The following is a 22,540-nucleotide window of genomic DNA, read 5'->3' as shown; positions in this document are numbered from 1 at the left end:
TGAGACGAGCAATGTCACTCTGAGCCTGTCGAAGAGTATTAATTATAAAATTTATACAAGCTCTTAACAATACTTTATAAAAAAGCCGGAAGATAACTTCCGGCTTTTTATTTTTATTTCAGAATGCTTTTACAAAATTGCTTCGCGTACTCTTGTTAGTTTTTCCAGTAATGCTTCCAGATAATCTAATTTCAGCATGTTTGCACCATCTGATTTTGCCACAGCAGGGTTAGGATGGGTTTCAATAAAGATACCGTCTGCACCAACAGCAATACCAGCTTTAGCAATAGTTTCAATTAACTCTGGCCTCCCGCCCGTAACACCCGAACTTTGGTTAGGTTGCTGTAATGAGTGGGTAATATCTAATATTGTAGGCGCATACTGACGCATTGTAGGAATCCCACGGAAGTCTACAACCAAATCGGTATAACCAAAAGAATTTCCTCTTTCAATCAGTGCTATTTTATCATTTCCTGAATCCTTTACTTTGTCTACAGCAAACTTCATAGATTCCGCAGAAAGGAACTGTCCTTTCTTCAGTGTTACAGCTTTACCTGTTACGGCAGCAGCTATCAATAAATCTGTCTGGCGCACTAAGAAAGCAGGAATCTGTAATACATCTACATACTGAGCGGCTAATGCTGCATGTTCATTTTCATGAATATCAGTTGTTGTAGGAATATCATACTTCTCTCCTACTTTTTTCAGGATTTCAAGCGCTTTAATATCTCCTATTCCGGTAAAACTGTCAACACGTGAACGGTTGGCTTTTTTAAAAGAACCTTTGAAGATATATGGAATATTGAACTGATTGGTAAGTTGAACTACTTTTTCTGCTACTTCCATAGCCAGATCTTCGCTTTCAATAGCACAAGGTCCTGCAATAAGAAAGAAGTTCTTAGAATCTTTATGTTTGATCTTATCTAATGCCTGAATCATTTTATTAAATATTTATTTTTATAATTACCTGTTTATCAAAGCTAATTTCAGTTATTTGCTCATAGCTTTTAATATTTTTTCTATCGTATTAATGTTACGACTTGTAAGCCTGTCTTTCAGCGATTTCTTTCCAAGAACTTTGCCAAAATCTGAATTCAGTGTATTTCCTTTAGGAGTCTGCCAGTAGAAATTTTTACGGACAATTTCCGCTTGTTCATTTTCCTTATACACTGCATCATCAAAAAACTGCATCAAAACATCTTCAGTTCCTTCTGTTGTTATGAAAATGTAGTTATGGTACTCCGGTAAAGAACTAAAAGGTGAACTGCTAAAAATAGCTTTTATTTCAGCTTCACTTCTGATAAAAAGAAAAGCTTCATAATCGAAATAATCTGAAAGTTCTTTTTCCAGTTTGCTTTTCAGACTCTCTACGGCGTCTGCAGAAGAAAAAATAATATTACCTGATGCCAAAATCGAAGAAACATCTTTTACCCCTGCATTCTGAAAGACTTTACAGACTTCCGCCATCTTCATATTAGTTCCTTTTACATTTACACCACGGAGAAATGCGCAGTACTTTTCCATGCTTACAAAATCTTCCTCAAATTTACGAAAGTATTTTGTTATAAACAGCTTGTTATGATTAGTAAAAGAATTAGTGTGAAACTGCTTTCAATCCGATAAGAGATCCTATTAAGGTAAACAGAAAGAATATTCTCCAGAAGCTTGCGGGCTCTTTAAAAATAAAAATTCCTACAATCACTGTTCCGACAGCACCTATTCCTGTCCACACTGCATATGCTGTACCAATTGGCAAGGTTTGAGTTGCTTTCATCAGAAGAAGCATACTAATAGTTACTGTCACAAAGAATCCGCCATACCACCAATAAGACTCGACTCCGGTTGTTTCTTTTGCTTTTCCCAGACACGATGCAAATGCAACTTCACAGATCCCTGCAATAATTAAAATTATCCAATTCATTTTTTAAAATTTAGCGGCACAAAATTAATACATGCATTTCGGAAAAAAATTTACATATGATAAAAAATCATCTGATCTCTGCCCGAATCCGGCTAAGACTTACCTGTGTAATTCCTAAGTAAGAAGCTATATATCCCAGCTGTATTCTCTGCAAAAATTCCGGATGTTGTTTCATCAGATCTTTATAACGTTCACCAGCCGCCCGAACTTGTCTGGATATAAGCCTTTCCTCTGTCTTTATAAGCTCTTGTTCTGCAAGTCTTCGTCCCCAATTGGCGATATGAATGTCTTGCTGATAAAGCTTTCTTAAACTGTCTATTTTTAGCTCATATAGCTCACAGGCCTCCAGAAGTTCAATATTCTCATAACCTGGTTTATTTTCAACATAACTCCGCATAGAAATCACGGTGTTTCCTTCTTTTCCAAACCAAAAGGTAATTTCATTGCCGTCCTGCAACACATAAGCCCGGACAATTCCTTTTTTAACGAAGTAAACAGAGGTTTCTACCTTGTCTATCCCCATCAGATTATAACCTTTCGGAAAGCTAACTTCATGAATATGTTTTTGAAGCTCTTCTCTGGAATCTTCCGGCATTACCCATATCTGATCCAGAATTTCGTTTAAAGTCATTCAGTATATTTTTGGACTTTTATATCATTAAAAATAATAAAAACTACCACAATGTGGTAGTTTTTATTATTTGAATATTCTATTTTTTTATTGCGTTGCATTAATCACCTGACTTGTGATCTGATCCATTTTCTCTTTAGAGTAAGTTGAATCATATGGCTTCATTACATTGAACAGGTATTCGTAGAAAGGTGTAATCTTCTGTACATTTTCAGATTCTTTGTACGCCTTTTCTTTACCCATAGCCTGAAGCCCTTTAACAAAGTCTGAGAATCTCTTATCTACAGGTGTAATTGAATTTACAATATACTGGTAAGCTTTATCTTTCTGTCCCATTTCTTCGTAAGCATCACTTACTGTACTTACAACAACAGAATACAGATATGGCTGTAAAGACAGCTGCTTTCTCACAAATTTCTGCTGTGACGGATCCAGGCTACTGAAATAATCGTATTCTTTAAAGATATTCTTTTTCAGTTCTTCCGCCAGTTTAAGACCTTTCTGTTCCTGACCGGCAACAATATAACCGTAAACTATCTCAGCTAAAGAACGTGGATCATTATATTTAGCTACCGGAATTTCTGCCGAAGCAAGATCTAATAATTCTAAAGCTCTCTTCTTATCACCTTTTGCTACTAATTCCTGAGCTGCACGAGAAGCACTCATTCTGTAACTGATGATATTCTGGGTAGCAGTTTCGTCATAGTGGTTATACAAATCTTTAAAGTTCCCCCACTTGTAGCTTTTCACTACGTTATAAAGGTCATCTGCATCTACTCTTCCCATATCCCCTCTGTTATTGGTTTCCGTTTTAATTGGAACCAAACGATAAGAGAATCCGTCGAACTGTAAATAATCACCCAGGAAGAAAATATTTGAAGCATCATATACCCCTCCGGCAGAGAAGCTAATCGGACGTTTCCAATCAAATGTAGCTAATAGGTCTAATAAGAATACATTATTCTTCATAATAGAAGATTTTGCATAATCTATTGTGATATGATCTACTGCCAATCTAGCTTCCTGAGGTTTAATAATTCCTGCTTTTACAGCATTGTTTACATTAACAGGAAGAACAAATTTACCAACTGGAAGGAAATTTAGTTTTTCATATTTATCATCACCAAAAATAAATTTCAATACCGTGTCTTTATCTTCAGATTTCATTTTCAGGAAGTTAACCGCGTCCTTCATCGTCATGGAATCCTGTACAAGGTATTTTCTGAATGATGACAATACAGTACCCGGAGCTCCCTGAGATTCAAGGTTTTTATAAATAGCATTCCAGTCTTCTTTGGACATTACATATACCTGATCATTTACGCCCTCTTTATAATTTTCATGAGACATAGATAATGGTATAGGATTAGAATTATCCACCTTACGCATCATCTGATCGATAAACCATGGCGTTGTAAGAAGAGCCTGGTGGGCAACTCTCACATCATTTCTGAATCCTTCTGTCTGCTGAATTCCCCATACAGGATACGTATCATTATCTCCATAAGAAATCATAATCGTTTCTTTTGGCAAAGATTTCAGGAATGAATATGCATAGTCATAAGCGGCATATTTATGGCTTCTGTCGTGTACTCTGTAATTCTGGAAGCCCATCATAAACGGAATTCCTAAAAGGATAATACCTGCAACCCAGTTAGCTTTACTATTCTTTACTTTCTGATCCAGGAAATAGAAAACTGCCGCAGCTCCTAATCCGATCCAGATTGCAAAAGCATAGAATGAACCTACCATTGCATAGTCACGCTCACGTGGTTCAAAAGGTTTCACACCTGTATAGTAAACAATACCTATACTCGTAATAACAAATAGAGAAAGGATTGCATAAAAACGTCCAAAATCTTTGTTTAGCTGGAAGAAGAACCCTACTAAACCTAAAAGAAGCGGAAGGAAAAAGAATACTACAGTAGATTCGTTTTTATAATAAGCAGGCATTTTGCTCTGGTCACCATGCATTGCATTATCAATAAATGAAATACCACTGATCCAGTTTCCGTTTGTATTTTCCATCTGCCCCTGCAGATCATTCTGTCTTCCGACAAAATTCCACATCAGGTATCTTACAAAATAGTAACCATTCTGGAAGCTAATGAAATAATCAAAATTCTGACTGAAAGAAGGCTTTTGAATGTTGATCAGGTTGTAATTTTTCACCTGCATATAGTCATCTACCTTTATAGATCCGTCGTTATACTTCTTTTTTAGTTCATCAAATATTTTATGAGCCTGAGGATCGTCGGAAACATCAGGATTGCTATAATTAAATGTAAAGTCTGGCGCTCCGTACATGGAGATATAATTAGACATTACATCTTTATCACTATTGAACATTCTTGGGAAGAAACCTACATGGTTTTTATTGAAAACGATGTTATCTCTCTGTCCAACTAAAACATAACGTCCGGTTTTATCATCTTTCTCGTAAATATCACCTGTTTTCTTTGTTTTATAACTTCCGTCTTCATTCTTCTCCATTCCATTATAATCCAGGTAAGCTGTATAATTCTCACCATAAGACGTTGGCCAGTCACCATACTGTACACGGTTATAATAATCCAACATACCGATAGCATTGTCTGGATCATTTAGGTTAATTGCCGGGTTAGCCATTGCACGGATAGGAATAACCATCCAGCAAGAGAAACCAATAATCATATAAACAAGGCTTAGAGCAATCGTCTGGAAGATACTGTTTTTCTTCTTTCTTGCATAGCTTATTGCCAGATAAGAAAGTCCTGCCAACACCAGGAAAGCAAATATTGTCCCTGAATTAAATGGTAAACCAAAACCATTAACGAAAGTTATTTCACTTTTCGCAAACATGGTCATTATAAAAGGAAATACTCCTTTGAATACTAATCCTAAAATAACAAGTGTCACCACATTAGCTATGATAAAACTTTTCCAGGTAAAAGTATATTTTCTTGAATAATAGATAAGACATATTGCAGGAACAGCCAGCATACACATCATGTGTACACCAACAGAAAGTCCTGTTACAAAGAAGATAAGAATGATCCATCTTTCGTTATCGCTTTCATTAAATTCGTTTTCCCATTTACAGATCAACCATAAAAGTAAAGCAATAAACATACTGGACATGGCATACACCTCTCCTTCTACTGCGGAGAACCAGAATGTATCACTGAATGTAAAAGCCAAAGCTCCTATAACTCCAGAAAAAAGAACACCTACAGTTTGATTACCTGTAAGTTCATCCATCTCTTTATTCAGAATTCTTCTTACCAGATGCGTAATCGTCCAAAATAAAAATAATATAGTGAAGGCACTGCATAAAGCCGACATAGCATTAATAACTGTTCCGTAATGATGTCCGTCTCCAAATGCAAACATTGCTACAACTGCGCCTATCAACTGGAAAAGAGCCGCCCCCGGAGCGTGTGTTACCTGCAGTTTTACCGCAGAAGATATGTATTCTCCACAATCCCAAAAACTGAGATTCGGCTCAATTGTAGACAGGTAAGTAATTGCGGCGACCACAAAAATTCCCCATCCTAAAAAGGTATTCCATTTCCTAAATGTCCATTCCTTCATGCTAAAATTTTAAATTGTGTTGCGAAATTAAGGTTTTTAAAATACTTTTAATAGTTTTTTTTCATTTCAGGCAAAACATGACAAGAATTAGGCTTTCTATAAATCACTATAAATTAATGCTTTTTAAGTTTTTTTTAATCTCAGGATTTTAAATCGTAGATTTTGGCATAATTTTGACATATTGAAACCAAATATTTTTATATTTTTGCAGATAGTTCTTTATTAGAGAAAAATGATATATAATGACTAATGTATTCGATAACATTCTTGGTTTAATCGGGAACACTCCCATGGTTAGGTTAAACCGGGTAACGAACGACATTCCGGCTACAGTATATGCTAAACTAGAATCTTATAATCCCGGACACTCAACAAAAGATAGGATTGCGATCCATATTATAGAGGCCGCGGAGAAAAAGGGTATCCTAAAGCCAGGTGCTACAATTGTAGAAACCACTTCGGGAAATACAGGCTTTTCAATCGCAATGGTTAGTATTATAAAAGGTTACAAGTGTATACTTGCTGTTAGTGACAAAACTAAACCAGAAAAAATTGCATACTTAAAAGCTTTGGGAGCTACAGTATATGTTTGCCCTGCCAGTGTACCGGCAGATGACCCAAGGTCTTATTATGAAGTAGCAAAAAAAGTCGCTTCGGAAACTCCAAACTCAATCTATATTAACCAATACTTCAATGAATTAAACATCGAAGCTCACTATCAGAACACAGGTCCTGAAATATGGGAACAGACGGAGGGAAAAATAACTCACATTTTTGCATGCTGTGGTACCGGAGGAACTTTGTCCGGATCTGCAAAATTCTTAAAGGAAAAGAATTCTGATATTAAAGTAATTGGTGTAGATGCAGATGGTTCTATTCTGAAGACTTACCATGAAACCGGAGAAATCGACAAAAATGAAATTCACTCTTATCAGATAGAAGGTTTAGGAAAAAATCTTATTCCCGGGGCTTTATTATTTGATCAGGTAGATGAATTTGTTCGTGTAAATGATGAAAATTCAGCATATGCCACAAGAGATATTGCTTTAAAAGAAGGAATTATGGGTGGTTATACTACAGGTGCTGTTGTTCAGGCTCTGAAACAATATGCAGAAACCCATGAATTTTCTAAAGATGACCTTGTTGTACTTATATTCCCGGATCACGGTTCCCGTTATATTACTAAGGTATATAACGACGGATGGATGGAGTCTCAGGGATTTAACCGTAACTGTGTGCACAACTACGAAGAGGTTTTCAAAACAGAATACATCAAATAATTATTGTAATAATTTAATATAACTATTCTCCCGATATTCCATCGGGAGACTTTTTAATAAAAAACCACAATTAAATGGATATTTTTGAAAGAATCAAGCAAAATCCAGGTCCATTAGGGCAATTCGCCGATTATGGAGAAGGTTACTTTATTTTCCCAAGACTAGAAGGACCTATTGGCCCGAGAATGCAGTTCCAGGGAAAAGAGGTTATCTTTTGGAGTGCTAATGATTATTTAGGATTATGTAATCATCCGGAAGTAAAAGAAGCTGATGCAAAAGCTGCTGCAGAGTATGGAATGTTCTATCCTATGGGTGCAAGAGCAATGTCCGGAGAAACCGACCAGCACCTTCAGCTGGAAAAAGAACTGGCTGAATTCGTTCAAAAAGAAAGCGCATATCTATTGAATTTCGGATATCAGGGAATGGTTTCTACTATAGATGCCCTGGTAAACAGAAATGATGTTATTGTATATGATATGGATTCTCATGCTTGTATTGTAGACGGAGTAAGACTACATTCTGGTAAGAGATTTACATACAAGCACAATGATATGGAAAGTCTTGAAAAGAATCTTCAAAGAGCAACTAAAGTAGCACAGGAAAACAATGGTGGTATTTTAGTAATTACTGAGGGGGTTTTTGGTATGAGAGGACAGCAGGGAAAGATTAAAGAGATCTGCGAATTAAAATCTAAATACAACTTCCGCTTATTAGTAGATGATGCTCATGGTTTTGGTACTTTAGGTAAAACTGGTGCCGGAGCAGGTGAAGAACAGGGATGTCAAGATCAGATTGATGTATACTTCTCTACTTTTGCTAAGTCTATGGCTGGTTTTGGTGCATTCTTAGCGGGGGATAAAGAAATCATCCGTTACCTTAAGTTTAATCTTCGTTCACAGATCTTTGCGAAATCTCTTACAATGCCTATGGTACTTGGAGGGTTAAAAAGATTGGAACTACTGAGAACCAGACCAGAGATAAAAGCTAAGCTTTGGGAAAATGTAAATAAATTACAAAAGGGATTAAAGGACAGAGGTTTTAACATTGGTGATACCAATACATGTGTAACACCTGTTATGATGCAGGGAACTCCTGTAGAGGCTACCCTATTGGTTAAAGATCTTAGAGAGAACTACCGTATATTTACTTCTGTGGTTGTATATCCGGTAATTCCTAAAGGAATGATCCTTTTAAGACTTATTCCTACCGCATCTCATACAGACGCTGAAATCAACGAAACTCTTGCTGCTTTTGAAGCTATCCACGACAAATTGGTTAGTGGACACTATAAAGAGCAGGAACAGAAGCTTTTACAAGAACAGGGACTAAGTTTCAAGCCTATTTAATAGTAAGCTATAATTCAATATAAAAAGCTGAAAGTATACTTTCAGCTTTTTTCATGCCTTAAAACTATTATTATTTCGATGAAAAATGCTATTATTGCAGTATATATCTCAATGATGAGAAAAGTTACCTATATAGCTTTTTCATTTATCTTATGTACAACTTTCACTGCCTGTAAGACAGCCCCTCAGGAAGCGGATTTCCTGAGAAACAATGTGGTGCACGGCATTAATGACCAGATCATTACCGGAAAGTTTGTAGCTAAAAACGACCTCAATATTCAGCATGAGATCAATATCACTAAACTGAACAGATCCAAGAATTATGAGGTTAATTTTTCGGCATATGACAAAAACGGAATCGCTTATTACTCAGTAACTTCCAAAGGAACTTATAATGGATATGTACTTGTAGTACCGTTTGAATATGAGCATCAGAAAGATGATCTGTATTTAAACTTCAACGGAGAAAAAATGAAGATTAATTATGATACTGATGTAAAAAGTATTATTTCTAATCTGGGAATCAAAGGAAATCATTTACCCAAGATCTACACACATATTCTTACAGCTGTACCTGGAAATGGAAAAAAGCCGGAGCTATTTTTCTTGAAAAACTTTGAAAATGAGTACCCAAAAGAAGCCGGATTTTTTAATCACCCAATTATAAAAAACAGGCTAGAAAAATTATTAAAAGATGCTTATCCTGACTTCATAAAAAATTTCAGAGAAGAGACTCCAATCGTCCAAGCAGAGCCGGGTGTGTACAAAACGTCAGGATGCTCAGATCGAAAATGCCTTGATAATCAATCATTTATCGAATTGAATGTACCGCATAACAAAATAAATGTTAAAATTTTTAACAAAAAAAAGAAAATAGAGTACAAAGAACCCTGAAAAAATGTTAAAATTTCTTAAAAATTTGAGACCGGAGACTTGAAAAACTACCTTCGCACTCAAATTTAATATTTATGAAACATTTTATTAATATTAAAGTAGTCGTCATAAGTTTAGTATTAACTTTCATTTCATTCAATGCCAAAGCGCAGAATTCTTACATAAAAGAGAATAAAGACATGGCAGCGACACTTTCAAAAGAATATGGTATACCCAGTTCGATTATTTTAGCAGTAGCCTTCGTAGAATCGGGAGGCGGAACAAGTAAAAACAGCAAAGCTTTAAATAACCACTTCGGGATTGTAGGCAAAAACACAGTAAACAGTTCTAAGTACAAAAGCTTCAATTCAGTAAAAGAAAGTTACAGAGCATTCTGCGAACTTCTTTCCAGAAAAAAATACTACTCCCAACTAAAAGGGACAGACAATCACAACGCTTGGGTCAAAGCGATCGCATCCGCAGGATACTCCACTCAGCCAGAAACCTGGAAACAACGGATCAACTCAATCATCAACAAATTCGGACTTTCAGACTAATATGTCTCTGTTTTGTGTAAAATTATTTTTATATTTGGCATCTGTTTGCTAGGTACTATTTAATAATTTAAAAACACATTCTTTGAAAAATCAAAATAAAAGAGTACTCGCGTTAGTCTCTGCATGTTTTTTCATTTATCTACTAGTTTCCATAATCTTCAAGGTTTTCAGCCTTAGCTGGGAACCATTCGACCGCATTAATTTAATTGCTGATGTTTTCCCTAATAAGGAAAAACAAAAAGCTGATTCTTTAGCTTCGCAGCCAAAAATAAATGTAAAGGAAACTACAGAGCAGGATTTTGATCTTTACAAAAAACCTGAATTTATCACCAATTTTAATAAGGGTGAGCATAGTTCGCTTCCTAAATTTATGGAAAAGCTGAACAGGCTGAAAAAGGGTGAAAATGTAAAAATCCGAATTGCTTATTTTGGAGATAGTATGATCGAAGGTGACTTACTTACCCAAACATTACGTAAACTTTTACAACAGGAATACGGAGGTTATGGCGTAGGTTATCTTCCTATTTCTTCTAATGTGGCAGGGTTCAGGCAAACTGCAACCACTTCTGCATCCGGATGGAATGATACCAGCTTTAAGACCAAAGGAGCTACCAATATGTACCTCTCCGGGCATTATTTTACCGGAGATGGTTCTGGTTCTTATACCGACAATACTATTAAAAATGATTCTTTAGCTACACCGATTACCAAATCTGTTATTTACGGAAGAGGAGGCGGAAGTGTGTCTGTAAATGGTACAGAGCTTAGCCTTGGTGGAAACGCAAGTGTAAATAGAGAATCTGTTACCGATTCTTCCCACCAGATAAAACTAAAAGGTAATGCGGGATCCACACCTATATATGGTGTAAGCTTCGAAAGCCAGAAAGGTATCTTTGTAGATAACTTCTCTTTCAGAGGTATTACCGGTGTGGAGCTGAACAAATTGGATGAAGACTTTATTAAAGCAATCCAGGAAAATAATCACTACGACCTTATTGTACTTCAGTACGGGGTGAATCTTCTTTTCCGTCCTAATGATACTGATTATAGCTACTATGCTAAATTAATGAAGCCGGTTCTGGCTAAATTAAAAAATGGTTTTTCCGATGCCGATTTCCTTGTTGTAAGTTCTGCGGACAGAGCTTTCCGATATGACGGTGCTTATAAAACAGCAAAAGGATTGCCTAACCTATTGGAGACACAGGCACAATTAGCTATTGAAAACGGATTTACATTCTACAACCAGTTTGAATCTATGGGTGGAACCAATTCTATTGTAAAATGGGCAAATGAAACACCTCCGTTGGCTAATAAAGATTATGTCCATCCGAATGGTAAAGGAGCTGATATACTGGCAGAAAAAATCTACCATGCTATCCAGAATGATTATAAAAAGTATTTAAAGAAAAAATAAGCACTACAAATGTTTGAGAAATTACTGGCTGATTTCGATTTAGGAGCCTTCCTTCATCAGTTTTTATATGACAAAGAGAATCCTTTGCTCTTTAACAATGGATTTTTCGTTTATTTCTTCTTTTTATTTATTGTTCTGTTTTATTTTCTTAGAAAATATCCTAAACCTAGAAGATATATGTTTTGTTTCTTCTCGCTTTACTTTTTCTATAAAGCGAGTGGAGCCTTTGTATTACTGGTAATACTGTCTGCTATTGTAGACTTTGTTCTCTCTAATGCGATATACAAAACACCAGATAAGAAGAAAAAGACCATATTACTTATCTGTAGTATAGTCTTCAACCTTGGAATGCTTTTCTATTTTAAGTATACCAATTTCTTTATTAATGTATCCAACGAATTATTCCATACAGGATTCAACCCTCTGAATATTTTATTACCTGTAGGGATTTCTTTTTATACTTTCGAAAACCTTAGTTATACACTGGATGTATACCGTGGCGAGTTTAAACCTGCCACTAAGTTTTCAGATTACTTATTATTCCTTTCTTTCTTCCCAAAACTTGTGATGGGGCCAATTGTACGGGCACATGACTTTGTACCGCAGATTAACCAATCTTATGTTATTTCAGAAAGGGATTTTGCAAAAGGATTTTACCTTATTATTTCAGGTCTGATAAAAAAGCTTGTTATATCGGATTATATTACGCTTAACCTTGTTAATTATATATTCGATAATCCATCCTTGCATGCCGGTGTAGAAAACCTTTTTGCGGTATACGGCTATGCGATGGTTATTTACTGTGACTTTAGTGGTTATAGTGATGTTGCAATAGGTGTTGCATTGTGGTTAGGCTTTAAAATACCGACAAACTTCCTTTCTCCTTATCAAAGTAAGAGTATTACCGAATTCTGGAGAAGATGGCATATTTCCCTGTCTTCATGGCTGAGAGATTATTTGTATATCCCGTTAGGAGGTAACAGAAATGCAACTGTAGGTTCTTATATCTTTGTTGTATTATTCCTGGCAGGTACTTTCCTGATGTCTGTTAATCTGTTCCATCTATCTTATATGTGGGCTGGTGGAGTTTCAGCTATTTTATTGCTAATCTTTGTTCTTCCGCCACTGATTAATAAGAATCCAAAAGGGATTGCTGCCAATTTCAACTTGCTGACAACAATGCTACTAGGAGGCTTCTGGCATGGTGCCAGCTGGAACTTTATTATCTGGGGTGCTATGCATGGTGTATCATTGGGTATTCATAAAATATGGATGATGCTTACCGGAAAAGCTTTTGCCGGATTTAACAATTCTAAGTGGTACAATGCCATTATGGTTGTTATAACCTTCCACTTTGTATGTTTCTGCTGGATCTTCTTTAAGGCTGAAAATTTCGATATTGCAATGTCTATGATCCATCAGATCTTCTACAACTTCGATGCTGGGGTTTGGGGACCTTTCTACGACAATTATAAAGAAGTATTATGGATGATAGCTCTGGCAATGTGTATCCACTTTATACCGGATGGCTATGCAGATAAAGTAATAGATAAAGTTGGTAAAGTTTCTTTAGCATACTATATTCTTATTTTCTTTGCTTTCCTTATACTATATGGTTACTTTAAGTCATCTGAACAGGTATTGCCAATTTATCTGCAGTTCTAATTGATTAATTGTTTTTTACTAAATTCGCAGTCTAAAAAATAAAATATGGGCGTAGCAGATTTATTATCGAAAAAGAAGAAAGCTTTAGCTGAGAAGAACCTAAAGGAAGGTCAGGAATTCCAGACTGCATTTGGAGCAAAAGAAGGTGTTGTAACCTTGGAAAGCGGACTTCAGTATGAAATATTAGAAGCTTCTGAAGGAAAAAAGCCTGGTGTTAAAGATTCTGTTATCTGCCACTATCATGGTACAACAATAACTGGTCAGGTTTTCGACAGTTCTGTAGAAAGAAAAAAGCCAGCTACGTTTCCTTTAAACAGAGTTATCGAAGGATGGACTGAGGCTTTACAACTAATGTCTACTGGCAGCAAATGGAAACTGGTTATTCCACCACATTTAGCATACGGAAACGAGCAAATTTCAAAAGAAATAGGACCTAACAGTACTTTGATCTTCGAAGTAGAGCTTTTAGGAATTAAATAAAATACGAAATTAGAAATACGAAATTTTCATTTCTGAATTTAAAATATAAAAACAGCCTGTTTCATTTTGAAACAGGCTGTTTTTATATCTATAGACCGTACTTCTAATTTCTAACTTATTTTAAGGCATCATTCAGCGCCTTCCAGATCATTTCTGCTTGTTGGGTATATCCAGGCTTCAGAAAATGAACCCCATCTCCATTGGCTTCTTTTCTGGCTAATGATCTGACAAAGTAACCTTTTCCTCCTGTAGCATTGTACATACTCAGAAAAGCAGTATTATTCTGCATACTTATTTCTTTTATCCATGAGACAATTTCCTGTATACGGTCTCCTTTCAGTTTATTATCTGTAGGAGAAATCAAAAGAATGGGTAATGTAGGATTATCTTTTCTGAAAGCCTGTATCAGGTCTTGAGCGCTCTTTTGAAATTCTTCTTTTGTAACAGTACTCAAAGATTCATTTGTTCCCAGCGAAATCATAACTACATCCGGATTTACCTGTTTCAGCTCTTCCAGCTGTAACGGATATTTTAAAAAGTCAGCATAAGTAGCTCCATTCACCCCTACACTATTGAAAACAATACCTGAAGCTGCATTTTTTTTCAGGAACTGAAAGCCATATAAAATATTTCCTTTCGTAGCATTCGTACGCATCAGAAAGTTTCTTGTTGCTTTAGGGTAATTAAAAACAGTTTCTCCTTCCGCATACTTCCCCTGTCCTGCTATAGTAAGCTTTTGTTCAAAATCGGGGTTAAAATCCGGTTCTGCCTGTTCCGCTTTTATGACCTGCCCGGGCTGTGGGAATTTAATTCCATTGCCATTTAGCTGGGCCAATCTTGTAGTTGTTGTGTTAAATTTTGCAGCCAGTTCCGGAAAAGTTTCTCCCTGCTGAACAGTATATGATACAATATTCTTTCTTTTAGCAATATAAGAATTAAGAGGAGCATTGGTTTCATAAATAGTAAAGCTCTCCCCTGCCATTTGCTTATCGTTTAGTATTCTTACTTCATCGAAAGCATCATTAGGATTATTAAAGCCTATTTCTATAAAAGAATCTTTATTGTTCCCCATAACAAATCCCAAGGCTCCCATCTGACTGAAAACATCCTGATCATACACCAGGCGGAATGTCTGCCATGCCTGATTAGAGACTGATGTAATATCCAAGGGACCATTGGAATTGGCTACTGCATAAGGGAATACCAGTCCTCTTCCGGCATAGCCATATTTTTCGGTAAATTTTTCTCTCAAAACTTCCGGAATCCATCCAGCCTGAATATGCGAATCTCCTAGAAATAAGATATTGGTAACTTTATTATTTGCTTTAAGTTTTTGTGCAAATCCGGAAAGTCCGGCAGGATTTTCAATCTGTTGTGCAGATAACGAAATACAAGCGGCTAAAGAAATTGCTTTTAAATATTGATGCATAATGTGTTCTCAGAATTTGAAGTCTTAAAGATAGGAACTATGGCTGAAAAAATAGGAAAATCAATAAGAAATCATGTATGCCCAAATACAACATTGTCTATAAAAAAATTCGCAGGTTTTGAAAGCCTGCGAGTTTATATACTCAAAATTATTTTCGTTTTATATCTTAGAATCCGAACTGCATTCCGATTTTCACACCAAACTTACGTGCATCAGGTCTGTCCAGATAGTTCCCTCTCCAGTTAAAATCTATTCGGAACATACGGAAGTTACCGAAACCAATATTCTCTATTCCGAAACCATATTCATAATAAATATGATCTTTAGGGGCTGTATAAAAAATGTTGGATCTGTTCATCACTACATTATCATGCTTCAGGCTACCCCATGCACCTCTAAAGAAAGCTACTTCACGAAGTTTTAGCTTTTTCAGTAATGGAACTTTGTTGAATATCCATCCGTTAAAATGGTGTTCCCAGAATAATGTAGAATAAGAATCTGTTACAAATTCATAGAAATTAAGCTGAGCAAAAGTATTTGGAATACTAAAGTAAGACTGGTTCCCCGGAAGAACATTCATTAAAGATAGTGGTACAGATCCGAAGATGGTACCTGCTTCAAAACTAACGTCTGATCGTCCCATGTTACCAATAAGAATTGGGTGTCTGTATGAGAACTGTAATTTATCGTAGTTGAAATCAGACTTGAAAAATCCGGATATCCCTTTCGTATAACGTAAAGTAAATGTCGGGGATAATGTTTTTATTGTATTTCTGTCTACCCCGTATTCAGCGAATCTGGCTCCCGGACGGTAAGTTAGTACTAACGATGCTCTGGCATCATTTACCTGACTTTTTTCTATACCGTTTCTATTAATGTAGTTAATTTTAAATAGCTGCGGATCTGCGGCTGTAATTTCTCTGTAACTTCCGTCTAACGTAATCTGGAAATTACGGAAAGGCTCTATCGAAAAATAGAGGTTATTTTCTACAACCTTACTCAGATAGACATTGCTTCCGGTACTTGCAATAGATGAAGATGCAAATGATCTTCTCATTCCCACACTACTGTTGGTATCCCCTATTGCTTCTACACCCAATTGCTGAATATCGTTTTTGAAGCCATAACCAATTGTAAAACGGTTATTTTTATCAAACATGTAGCGTCCGCCTATACCATATTTGAATTTATGATCTTTAAATCCATATGCTCCATAACCTTCCAGTCTCCACATATCATTACGACTGAAGAAAGTTCTCAGTCCCAATCTTACACGTGGACCTTCAACATCATTACGCCCGTATACAGAATAAAGATTACCTATATCAATTGCTTTGCCTACATTATAAAAACCAGAGCCTAACATTTCCGCTACTTTTATAGCAGTTTTAAATTTAGGTACCTGCCATAATTTTTCCAGATTATTATAGGTCACAGAATCCATTTTGGTTAATGGAACCTGGCGGTTAGCCTGCCAGAAAGCATCGTCTTTCTTATAAACTTCAGGATTGCCAATTTCAACTTTCTTATCTACTTCAGCAGATATTTCAGGTTTATTAACTTCAAAGTTTGTATAAGAAATAGTGCGGTCTACATAAAGTCCTTTAGAATCGGCTTTTTTATTCAATAAGGACATGTCTATCATAATATGTGACTTCTCCGGTCTGAAAGACTTTTCATCGATAATATAATAGGTTAATTCAGCATTTACACCACGAACAAAGTTTACGTCCATATTCTTTGCAGAATTCAACGATACTTTTTTAACAGCATAAGATGATTTTGCTATAAATATAACGCCTCTGAAAGCAAGTGCGGCTGTATTTTTAGGATAGTATTTTATAGTAAAGCAAGGTTCCCCGTCTACAACATTATCCGGCATCAATTCATACTCATATACACTAAATCCGTCTGTAGAAAGCGGACTTGGAAAGCCTTTATCGAAAAAGTTTAGTGTATTGTCATAGATATTGAAATCTTTATAAAGGTTCTGAATAGTCTGAACCATGAACTGGTAGTCTTCAAAGCCTGAAGCTTTTTCAGCTACCAATACTTTCTTTTCGGATGAAGATGGTTTGTTTCTTTTATAAAAGGTAGAGATTTGCTCGTTCATGTAAATCGGTACATAAGCTTTTCCGGTAACGGCAGCTGTATCTACATTTTTGAACATGAACTCCATTCCTTTGAAAATCTTTTTCTGGGTAAAAGTACTGTCAAGATTATTCAGAGACGCTTCCAGCTTTTGGTATTCATCGTATTTATAATTATCATACGAATCAAAAGCATTTCTGTATTTGCGCTTCCATACTTCATTAAGAATTGCGTAGGCAGGATTTTCTTTTTTATTCTTATACTTTTTCTTTCCACTGATTACAACACCTTCTATATTCTTCTGTTCTGTTTTCACAGATGATATCAGTGCAATATCCAGTATGGATGTTTTATGAAAATCAAAAGGTACATCCTGCAATAGAAAGTCTTTCTTTTCTACAGAAATCATACCGATACTATCCTGAACAACAAGCTCAAAAAGTCCGTTACTGTCTGTTTTTGCAGTATTGCTTTGATTACTAAGCAGGGCTTCAGCAATCGGTTTTCTAGATTTGGAGTCCGTTATTTTACCTGTTAGTTTTAGCTGCCCGTTTACCTTCACGAGCATCACACAGGTTAACGAACAAAATAGTAGTTTTTTCATCATAAGATTTCACATCGTCAGAACCAGCATTCCTTTTATAAAATAATTTTGCAAATATATAAAAGAATACCTGTGTTTATAGCCAAGGGCGTGCCATTTAACTATTTATAACAATAAAAAATCCCGAATCACTGATGATCCGGGATTTTTTTATCCTTAAACAAGGGAATTAACATTCACAAAGAATAATTCCGTTGTCGTTATTAAACTCTATTACTCCGCTTTTGATTTTGTAAGCAAACTCACCTTTGTCAGCACTTACGGTCTCAAAATTCTTAGCATAGTTATCTGAAATTCCAGCTGAGAAAATTCTAACATCACCTTCCTTCAGTGCAGAAACAATTGATGCGTGATTTTTCATGATGTGGAAATCACCACTGATACCTGGTACCAGAACTGAATCTACTTGTCCTTCAAACACTACAGATTCCGGGGTTAATATTTTTATAATCATTTTTAATTGCTTTAGGCTACCAGCTAATAGCTATGGGCTATCAGCAATTAGCAATACTATTTGTTCTCAGCTAACATTTTCTCTCCGGCTTCGATAGCATCTTCGATAGAACCTTTAAGGTTGAAAGCTGCTTCCGGAAGGTGATCTAACTCACCATCGATAATCATGTTAAATCCTTTGATTGTATTTTTGATGTCTACCAACACACCTGGAATACCTGTAAACTGCTCAGCAACGTGGAAAGGCTGAGATAAGAATCTCTGTACTTTTCTTGCACGGTAAACTGATAATTTATCCTCTTCAGAAAGTTCTTCCATACCAAGGATAGCAATGATATCCTGAAGAGCTTTATATCTCTGAAGAATTTCTTTTACTCTCTGAGCACAGTTATAGTGTTCTTCACCAATAATTTCCGGAGCAAGGATTCTTGAAGTAGATGCTAATGGATCTACAGCCGGATAAATACCTAATGAAGCAATTTTTCTATCCAATACAGTTGTTGCATCTAAGTGAGCAAATGTTGTAGCCGGAGCCGGGTCAGTTAAGTCATCCGCAGGTACGTAAACCGCCTGTACAGATGTAATAGATCCGTTTTTAGTTGAAGTAATTCTCTCCTGCATCGCACCCATCTCAGAAGCTAGAGTTGGTTGGTAACCTACCGCTGAAGGCATACGACCAAGAAGTGCAGACACCTCAGAACCAGCCTGTGTAAAACGGAAGATATTATCTACGAAGAAAAGAACGTCTCTACCATGTCCGCTTTCACCACCATCACGGTAGTATTCAGCTAAAGTAAGACCAGAAAGGGCTACACGTGCTCTTGCACCTGGTGGCTCGTTCATCTGTCCGAAAACGAAAGCAGCTTTAGATTCTTTCATCAACTCGCTGTCAACTTTAGAAAGATCCCATCCACCGTTCTCCATAGAGTGCATGAATTCGTCACCATATTTAATAATACCAGACTCTAACATCTCACGAAGAAGGTCATTTCCTTCTCTTGTTCTTTCACCTACTCCTGCGAATACAGAAAGACCACCGTGTCCTTTAGCGATGTTATTAATCAATTCCTGGATCAATACTGTTTTACCTACACCAGCACCACCGAACAAACCAATTTTACCACCTTTTGCATAAGGCTCGATAAGGTCGATTACTTTGATACCTGTATATAGTACTTCAGCAGAAGTTGATAACTGATCGAATTTAGGTGCTTCTCTGTGGATTGGCAAACCATTGTCTTTAGATAATTCCTGAAGTCCGTCGATAGCATCTCCTACCACGTTGAACAATCTACCATTTACTTCTTCACCAATAGGCATAGTAATTTGTCTTCCATGTCCTATTACAGATTGTCCTCTTTGAAGTCCGTCTGTTGCATCCATAGCGATACATCTCACTGTATCCTCACCGATGTGTTGTTCAACTTCTAAGATCAGACCTTTCTGGCCTTCTCTGACAACTTCAAGTGCGTCATAAATGTTTGGTAGTTCCTCTACTTCCTGAAATACCACGTCGATTACCGGTCCGATAATCTGTGCAATTTTTCCCTGAATTTGGTTTGCCATTTCTAATTTTTTTCTTGAGTGCAAATATAGTGATATTCCTCATATCTGCATTGTCTGTGAAAAAGATTTTTATCATATTTGTAATGCCTAAAATTTTTCACCTTGAAAATTGTAAAAAATATAGCTGAATATAGCGATGCAATGGGACTTACAATGTCGTTGGGAATGTTCGACGGAGTACATAAAGGCCATCAGGAAATTATAAAAAAACTAAAAAAGCATAGTGAAACCCACCAGCTGGAGAGTGCATTGCTCACTTTTTGGCCGCATCCCCGAAAGGTTTTGCAACCAGAAGTTGAAATAAAATTACTCAATACTCTGGAAGAAAAACTACAGCTTTTAGAACGTTTTGGAATTCAAAAAACATTCCTTCAGGAATTCAATGATGACTTCAGAAATCTTTCCGGAGAGGATTTTGTAAAACATATTCTGCTGGATAAACTCCATATGAAGCATATTGTAATTGGCTACGATCATCATTTCGGAAAGAATAAAAGCGGAAATTTCGAGCTTCTCGAAAAAATGGCTTCTGAAAACAATTTTGTTGTGGAAGAAACCAAAGCTGTTCTTGTGAATGGACTTGCAGTAAGCTCAACAAAAATAAGGAATGCTTTATCTGAAGGAGATATAATAACAGCTAATGAATTTTTAGGTTACCACTACCCTGTAAGTGGTACAGTCGTAGCAGGTAAAAAAATAGGAAGAACAATTGGCTACCCAACCGCCAATATAGATGTAGATCCTATAAAGCTGCTTCCTAAAAACGGAGCCTATATCGTAGATGTAGAACTTAACGGACAAATGCACAAAGGAATGCTGAGCATCGGTACAAATCCTACAGTAAACGGAACTAAAAAAACAACTGAAGTATATATCCTGGATTTTGATCAGGATATATACGGAGAAAATATTACCGTCTACTTCAGAGATTATCTTCATGATGAGATAAAGTTTGAAAGTCTTGAAAAACTGATTGAAAGACTGGATGAAGATAAACAGCTAACAATAGATTTCTTTAAATAACAAAAAAGCGAAAACCTGGGTTTTCGCTTTTTTATTTTATTACATTTTTGCATCCATTAATTTGTCTGTTTTCACAGATCCCTGTTTCATTTCTATTTTTATAACAAATGCTTTATCTGTCTGGTAATCTTTCGGGAGGATAATATCATAGTATGTATTCTTATCCAAATCCAATCCCATATCGCTTTGTTTTAATTCCAGTTTTCTGTTGCCTACAAGCAGTGAAGCAGATGCCGGAACTTCTGTAGCTTTCTTCTCTACCGCTAATCTCACAATCTGATTAACAGGCCTGTTAAACACCGTTAAGTAAGTATTATTACCTTTCTTTGTAAAATATCCATAGTTGTAAAGAGACATTGGAGAATGTTCTACATTATAAATAGCTTCAGCATTTACTTTTGTCCACTCACCTATCTCTTTCATTATTTTATCCTCTTCGGGGTGAAAATTTCCGTTACCATCGGGTCCGAAATTAATAACAAAATTACCTCCCATAGAACGTGAACGCATCAGCATTTCGATCAGATCATCCGGTGTTTTGGTATAAATTCCATTCCAATCTTTCATGTAACCCCAACCATTTGGCGGAATAGTCATCACACAATCCCAGTCGTTCCCGTTAAGGGATTCGTAATTTTTTGGAAGCTTGCGTTCCCATCCCTGTTCATAATCTCCCAGCAAGTCTCCGTTAGTATCAAAGTGTCGCTTTTGGTTTTCGTCGTTACGGAAACGGCTGCCAATAATAAGGCCTGGATGTTTTTCGCGAAGTTTTTTCTCCAGATTATAGGTAAATTCATACGCACTTTTCCATGAAGCATCCCATGTTCCGTCGAACCAGAAGCCTTTAATCTGTGGATAGTTCTTCAACAATTCCAGTAGCTGATTTTCCGTATACTTCAGAAATTTAGAATATTTAGCTTTCTCTTCTGCTGTTTGGGGTGCTTTATATAGGTAGTCCGGATTGTTCCATTCCAAAATAGAAAAATACAGGAATACATCTATCCCTTCAGCATCATAAGCATCTACAATCTGCTTTACAATATCTTTTTTATAGGGTGTTTTTGTAATATTATAAGCAGAGTACTTTGTAGGCCATAAAGCAAAGCCATCGTGATGCTTTGTTGTAAAGATTACATATTTAGCCCCCATATCTTTAGCCTGTTTCGCCCAGCGTTTGGCATCAAAATCTTTGGGGTTAAACTGTTTATATAGATTATCATAGGTATTCTTCCAATCCTTAGGAGCTGTTGGCCCACTCCAGGAACGTATCCATTCAGATGCTGCTGCACCGCCTCTGGCACTTACACCATTCCATTCGTTTCCCGGAATTGCATAAATTCCCCAATGAATGAACTGCCCTAATCCGTATTCTCTGAATTTTTGCATCGCTTCATCTGTCCGGTGAGCTGGTGTGATAGGACCGTATTTCAAAGCGACCCTTTCCTTAGGCTTCTCCTGCTTTTCACCAGTCCATGCCTGAGCCTGCATTATAGCGCTCATACAAAGCCCGGTCAGAAGACTTAAATTAAACATTGATTTTCTCATGGTATTAGTTGGTTGTTAGTTTTTGGTTATTGGTTGTCAGACAATATTTTAATGTAATAGAGTATATACTAGTCCTGTAACATTGTTAC

18 protein-coding genes are annotated in these 22,540 nt (G+C 36.4%); 8 read left to right on the top strand and 10 right to left on the bottom strand.

Going from position 1 to position 22,540, the window contains the following annotated elements:
- Positions 1 to 129 precede the first annotated feature (129 nt).
- The 5 genes from kdsA to ATE49_RS14000 all read right to left on the bottom strand — a co-directional run bounded on the left by kdsA (position 130) and on the right by ATE49_RS14000 (position 6,125).
- Positions 130 to 939, bottom strand: coding sequence for a 3-deoxy-8-phosphooctulonate synthase (gene kdsA / locus ATE49_RS14020; protein ID WP_034870384.1), 810 nt, complete (start codon positions 937 to 939; stop codon positions 130 to 132).
- A gap of 51 nt (positions 940 to 990) precedes the next feature.
- The gene (locus ATE49_RS14015) at positions 991 to 1,524 is read right to left on the bottom strand and encodes a DUF1697 domain-containing protein (protein WP_065082680.1); all 534 of its coding nucleotides are present in this window, start codon (positions 1,522 to 1,524) and stop codon (positions 991 to 993) included.
- Between the two features lie 70 nt (positions 1,525 to 1,594).
- Positions 1,595 to 1,921 (bottom strand): DMT family transporter, encoded by a 327-nt coding sequence (locus tag ATE49_RS14010; RefSeq protein ID WP_009085924.1) that lies wholly within the window; start codon positions 1,919 to 1,921, stop codon positions 1,595 to 1,597.
- Positions 1,922 to 1,988: 67 nt separating this feature from the next.
- On the bottom strand, positions 1,989 to 2,552 hold the full coding sequence (locus ATE49_RS14005) for a Crp/Fnr family transcriptional regulator (RefSeq protein WP_065082679.1): 564 nt from the start codon (positions 2,550 to 2,552) through the stop codon (positions 1,989 to 1,991).
- A gap of 87 nt (positions 2,553 to 2,639) precedes the next feature.
- Complete coding sequence (locus tag ATE49_RS14000) at positions 2,640 to 6,125, bottom strand: glycosyltransferase family 117 protein (RefSeq protein ID WP_065082678.1); 3,486 nt, start codon at positions 6,123 to 6,125, stop codon at positions 2,640 to 2,642.
- 242 nt (positions 6,126 to 6,367) lie between these two features.
- Here ATE49_RS14000 and ATE49_RS13995 point away from each other — a divergent pair, with 242 nt between their 5' ends.
- The 7 genes from ATE49_RS13995 to ATE49_RS13965 all read left to right on the top strand — a co-directional run bounded on the left by ATE49_RS13995 (position 6,368) and on the right by ATE49_RS13965 (position 13,740).
- A complete protein-coding gene (locus ATE49_RS13995) occupies positions 6,368 to 7,405 on the top strand; it encodes a PLP-dependent cysteine synthase family protein (protein ID WP_059156315.1) in 1,038 nt (345 codons plus the stop codon).
- Positions 7,406 to 7,479: 74 nt separating this feature from the next.
- The gene (locus ATE49_RS13990) at positions 7,480 to 8,751 is read left to right on the top strand and encodes an aminotransferase class I/II-fold pyridoxal phosphate-dependent enzyme (protein ID WP_065082677.1); all 1,272 of its coding nucleotides are present in this window, start codon (positions 7,480 to 7,482) and stop codon (positions 8,749 to 8,751) included.
- Between the two features lie 78 nt (positions 8,752 to 8,829).
- Positions 8,830 to 9,645 (top strand): hypothetical protein, encoded by an 816-nt coding sequence (locus ATE49_RS13985; protein WP_065082676.1) that lies wholly within the window; start codon positions 8,830 to 8,832, stop codon positions 9,643 to 9,645.
- A gap of 74 nt (positions 9,646 to 9,719) precedes the next feature.
- The gene (locus ATE49_RS13980; RefSeq protein ID WP_034870244.1) at positions 9,720 to 10,181 is read left to right on the top strand and encodes a glucosaminidase domain-containing protein; all 462 of its coding nucleotides are present in this window, start codon (positions 9,720 to 9,722) and stop codon (positions 10,179 to 10,181) included.
- A gap of 82 nt (positions 10,182 to 10,263) precedes the next feature.
- Positions 10,264 to 11,595 (top strand): SGNH/GDSL hydrolase family protein, encoded by a 1,332-nt coding sequence (locus tag ATE49_RS13975; RefSeq protein WP_065082675.1) that lies wholly within the window; start codon positions 10,264 to 10,266, stop codon positions 11,593 to 11,595.
- Positions 11,596 to 11,604: 9 nt separating this feature from the next.
- Complete coding sequence (locus tag ATE49_RS13970; protein WP_034870242.1) at positions 11,605 to 13,260, top strand: MBOAT family O-acyltransferase; 1,656 nt, start codon at positions 11,605 to 11,607, stop codon at positions 13,258 to 13,260.
- 45 nt (positions 13,261 to 13,305) lie between these two features.
- Positions 13,306 to 13,740 (top strand): FKBP-type peptidyl-prolyl cis-trans isomerase, encoded by a 435-nt coding sequence (locus tag ATE49_RS13965; protein WP_078764418.1) that lies wholly within the window; start codon positions 13,306 to 13,308, stop codon positions 13,738 to 13,740.
- Positions 13,741 to 13,855: 115 nt separating this feature from the next.
- Here the strand turns inward: ATE49_RS13965 and ATE49_RS13960 are convergent, their stop codons facing one another.
- The 4 genes from ATE49_RS13960 to atpD form a co-directional block, all read right to left on the bottom strand.
- Positions 13,856 to 15,169, bottom strand: a complete 1,314-nt coding sequence (locus ATE49_RS13960) for a GDSL-type esterase/lipase family protein (protein ID WP_065082674.1) — start codon at positions 15,167 to 15,169, stop codon at positions 13,856 to 13,858.
- Positions 15,170 to 15,335: 166 nt separating this feature from the next.
- A complete protein-coding gene (locus tag ATE49_RS13955; protein ID WP_233174319.1) occupies positions 15,336 to 17,864 on the bottom strand; it encodes a DUF5686 family protein in 2,529 nt (842 codons plus the stop codon).
- Positions 17,865 to 18,033: 169 nt separating this feature from the next.
- Positions 18,034 to 18,318 carry a F0F1 ATP synthase subunit epsilon gene (locus tag ATE49_RS13950; RefSeq protein WP_009090662.1) on the bottom strand — a complete coding sequence of 95 codons (285 nt, stop codon included), beginning with the start codon at positions 18,316 to 18,318 and terminating at the stop codon, positions 18,034 to 18,036.
- Positions 18,319 to 18,374: 56 nt separating this feature from the next.
- Positions 18,375 to 19,883: a F0F1 ATP synthase subunit beta gene (gene atpD / locus ATE49_RS13945; protein ID WP_065082673.1), complete on the bottom strand. Its 1,509-nt coding sequence runs from the start codon at positions 19,881 to 19,883 to the stop codon at positions 18,375 to 18,377.
- 102 nt (positions 19,884 to 19,985) lie between these two features.
- On the opposite strand from atpD, the gene ATE49_RS13940 reads away from it, so the two are divergent.
- On the top strand, positions 19,986 to 20,906 hold the full coding sequence (locus ATE49_RS13940; RefSeq protein WP_065082672.1) for a bifunctional riboflavin kinase/FAD synthetase: 921 nt from the start codon (positions 19,986 to 19,988) through the stop codon (positions 20,904 to 20,906).
- A gap of 39 nt (positions 20,907 to 20,945) precedes the next feature.
- Here the strand turns inward: ATE49_RS13940 and ATE49_RS13935 are convergent, their stop codons facing one another.
- Complete coding sequence (locus tag ATE49_RS13935) at positions 20,946 to 22,451, bottom strand: alpha-L-fucosidase (protein ID WP_065082671.1); 1,506 nt, start codon at positions 22,449 to 22,451, stop codon at positions 20,946 to 20,948.
- Between the last annotated feature and the right edge of the window lie 89 nt (positions 22,452 to 22,540).

This window comes from Elizabethkingia miricola (assembly GCF_001675285.1).
Classification (GTDB): Bacteria; Bacteroidota; Bacteroidia; order Flavobacteriales; family Weeksellaceae; genus Elizabethkingia; species Elizabethkingia miricola.
Note: the sequence above shows the minus strand (reverse complement) of the source record. Positions and strands in the feature narration are given on the sequence as shown.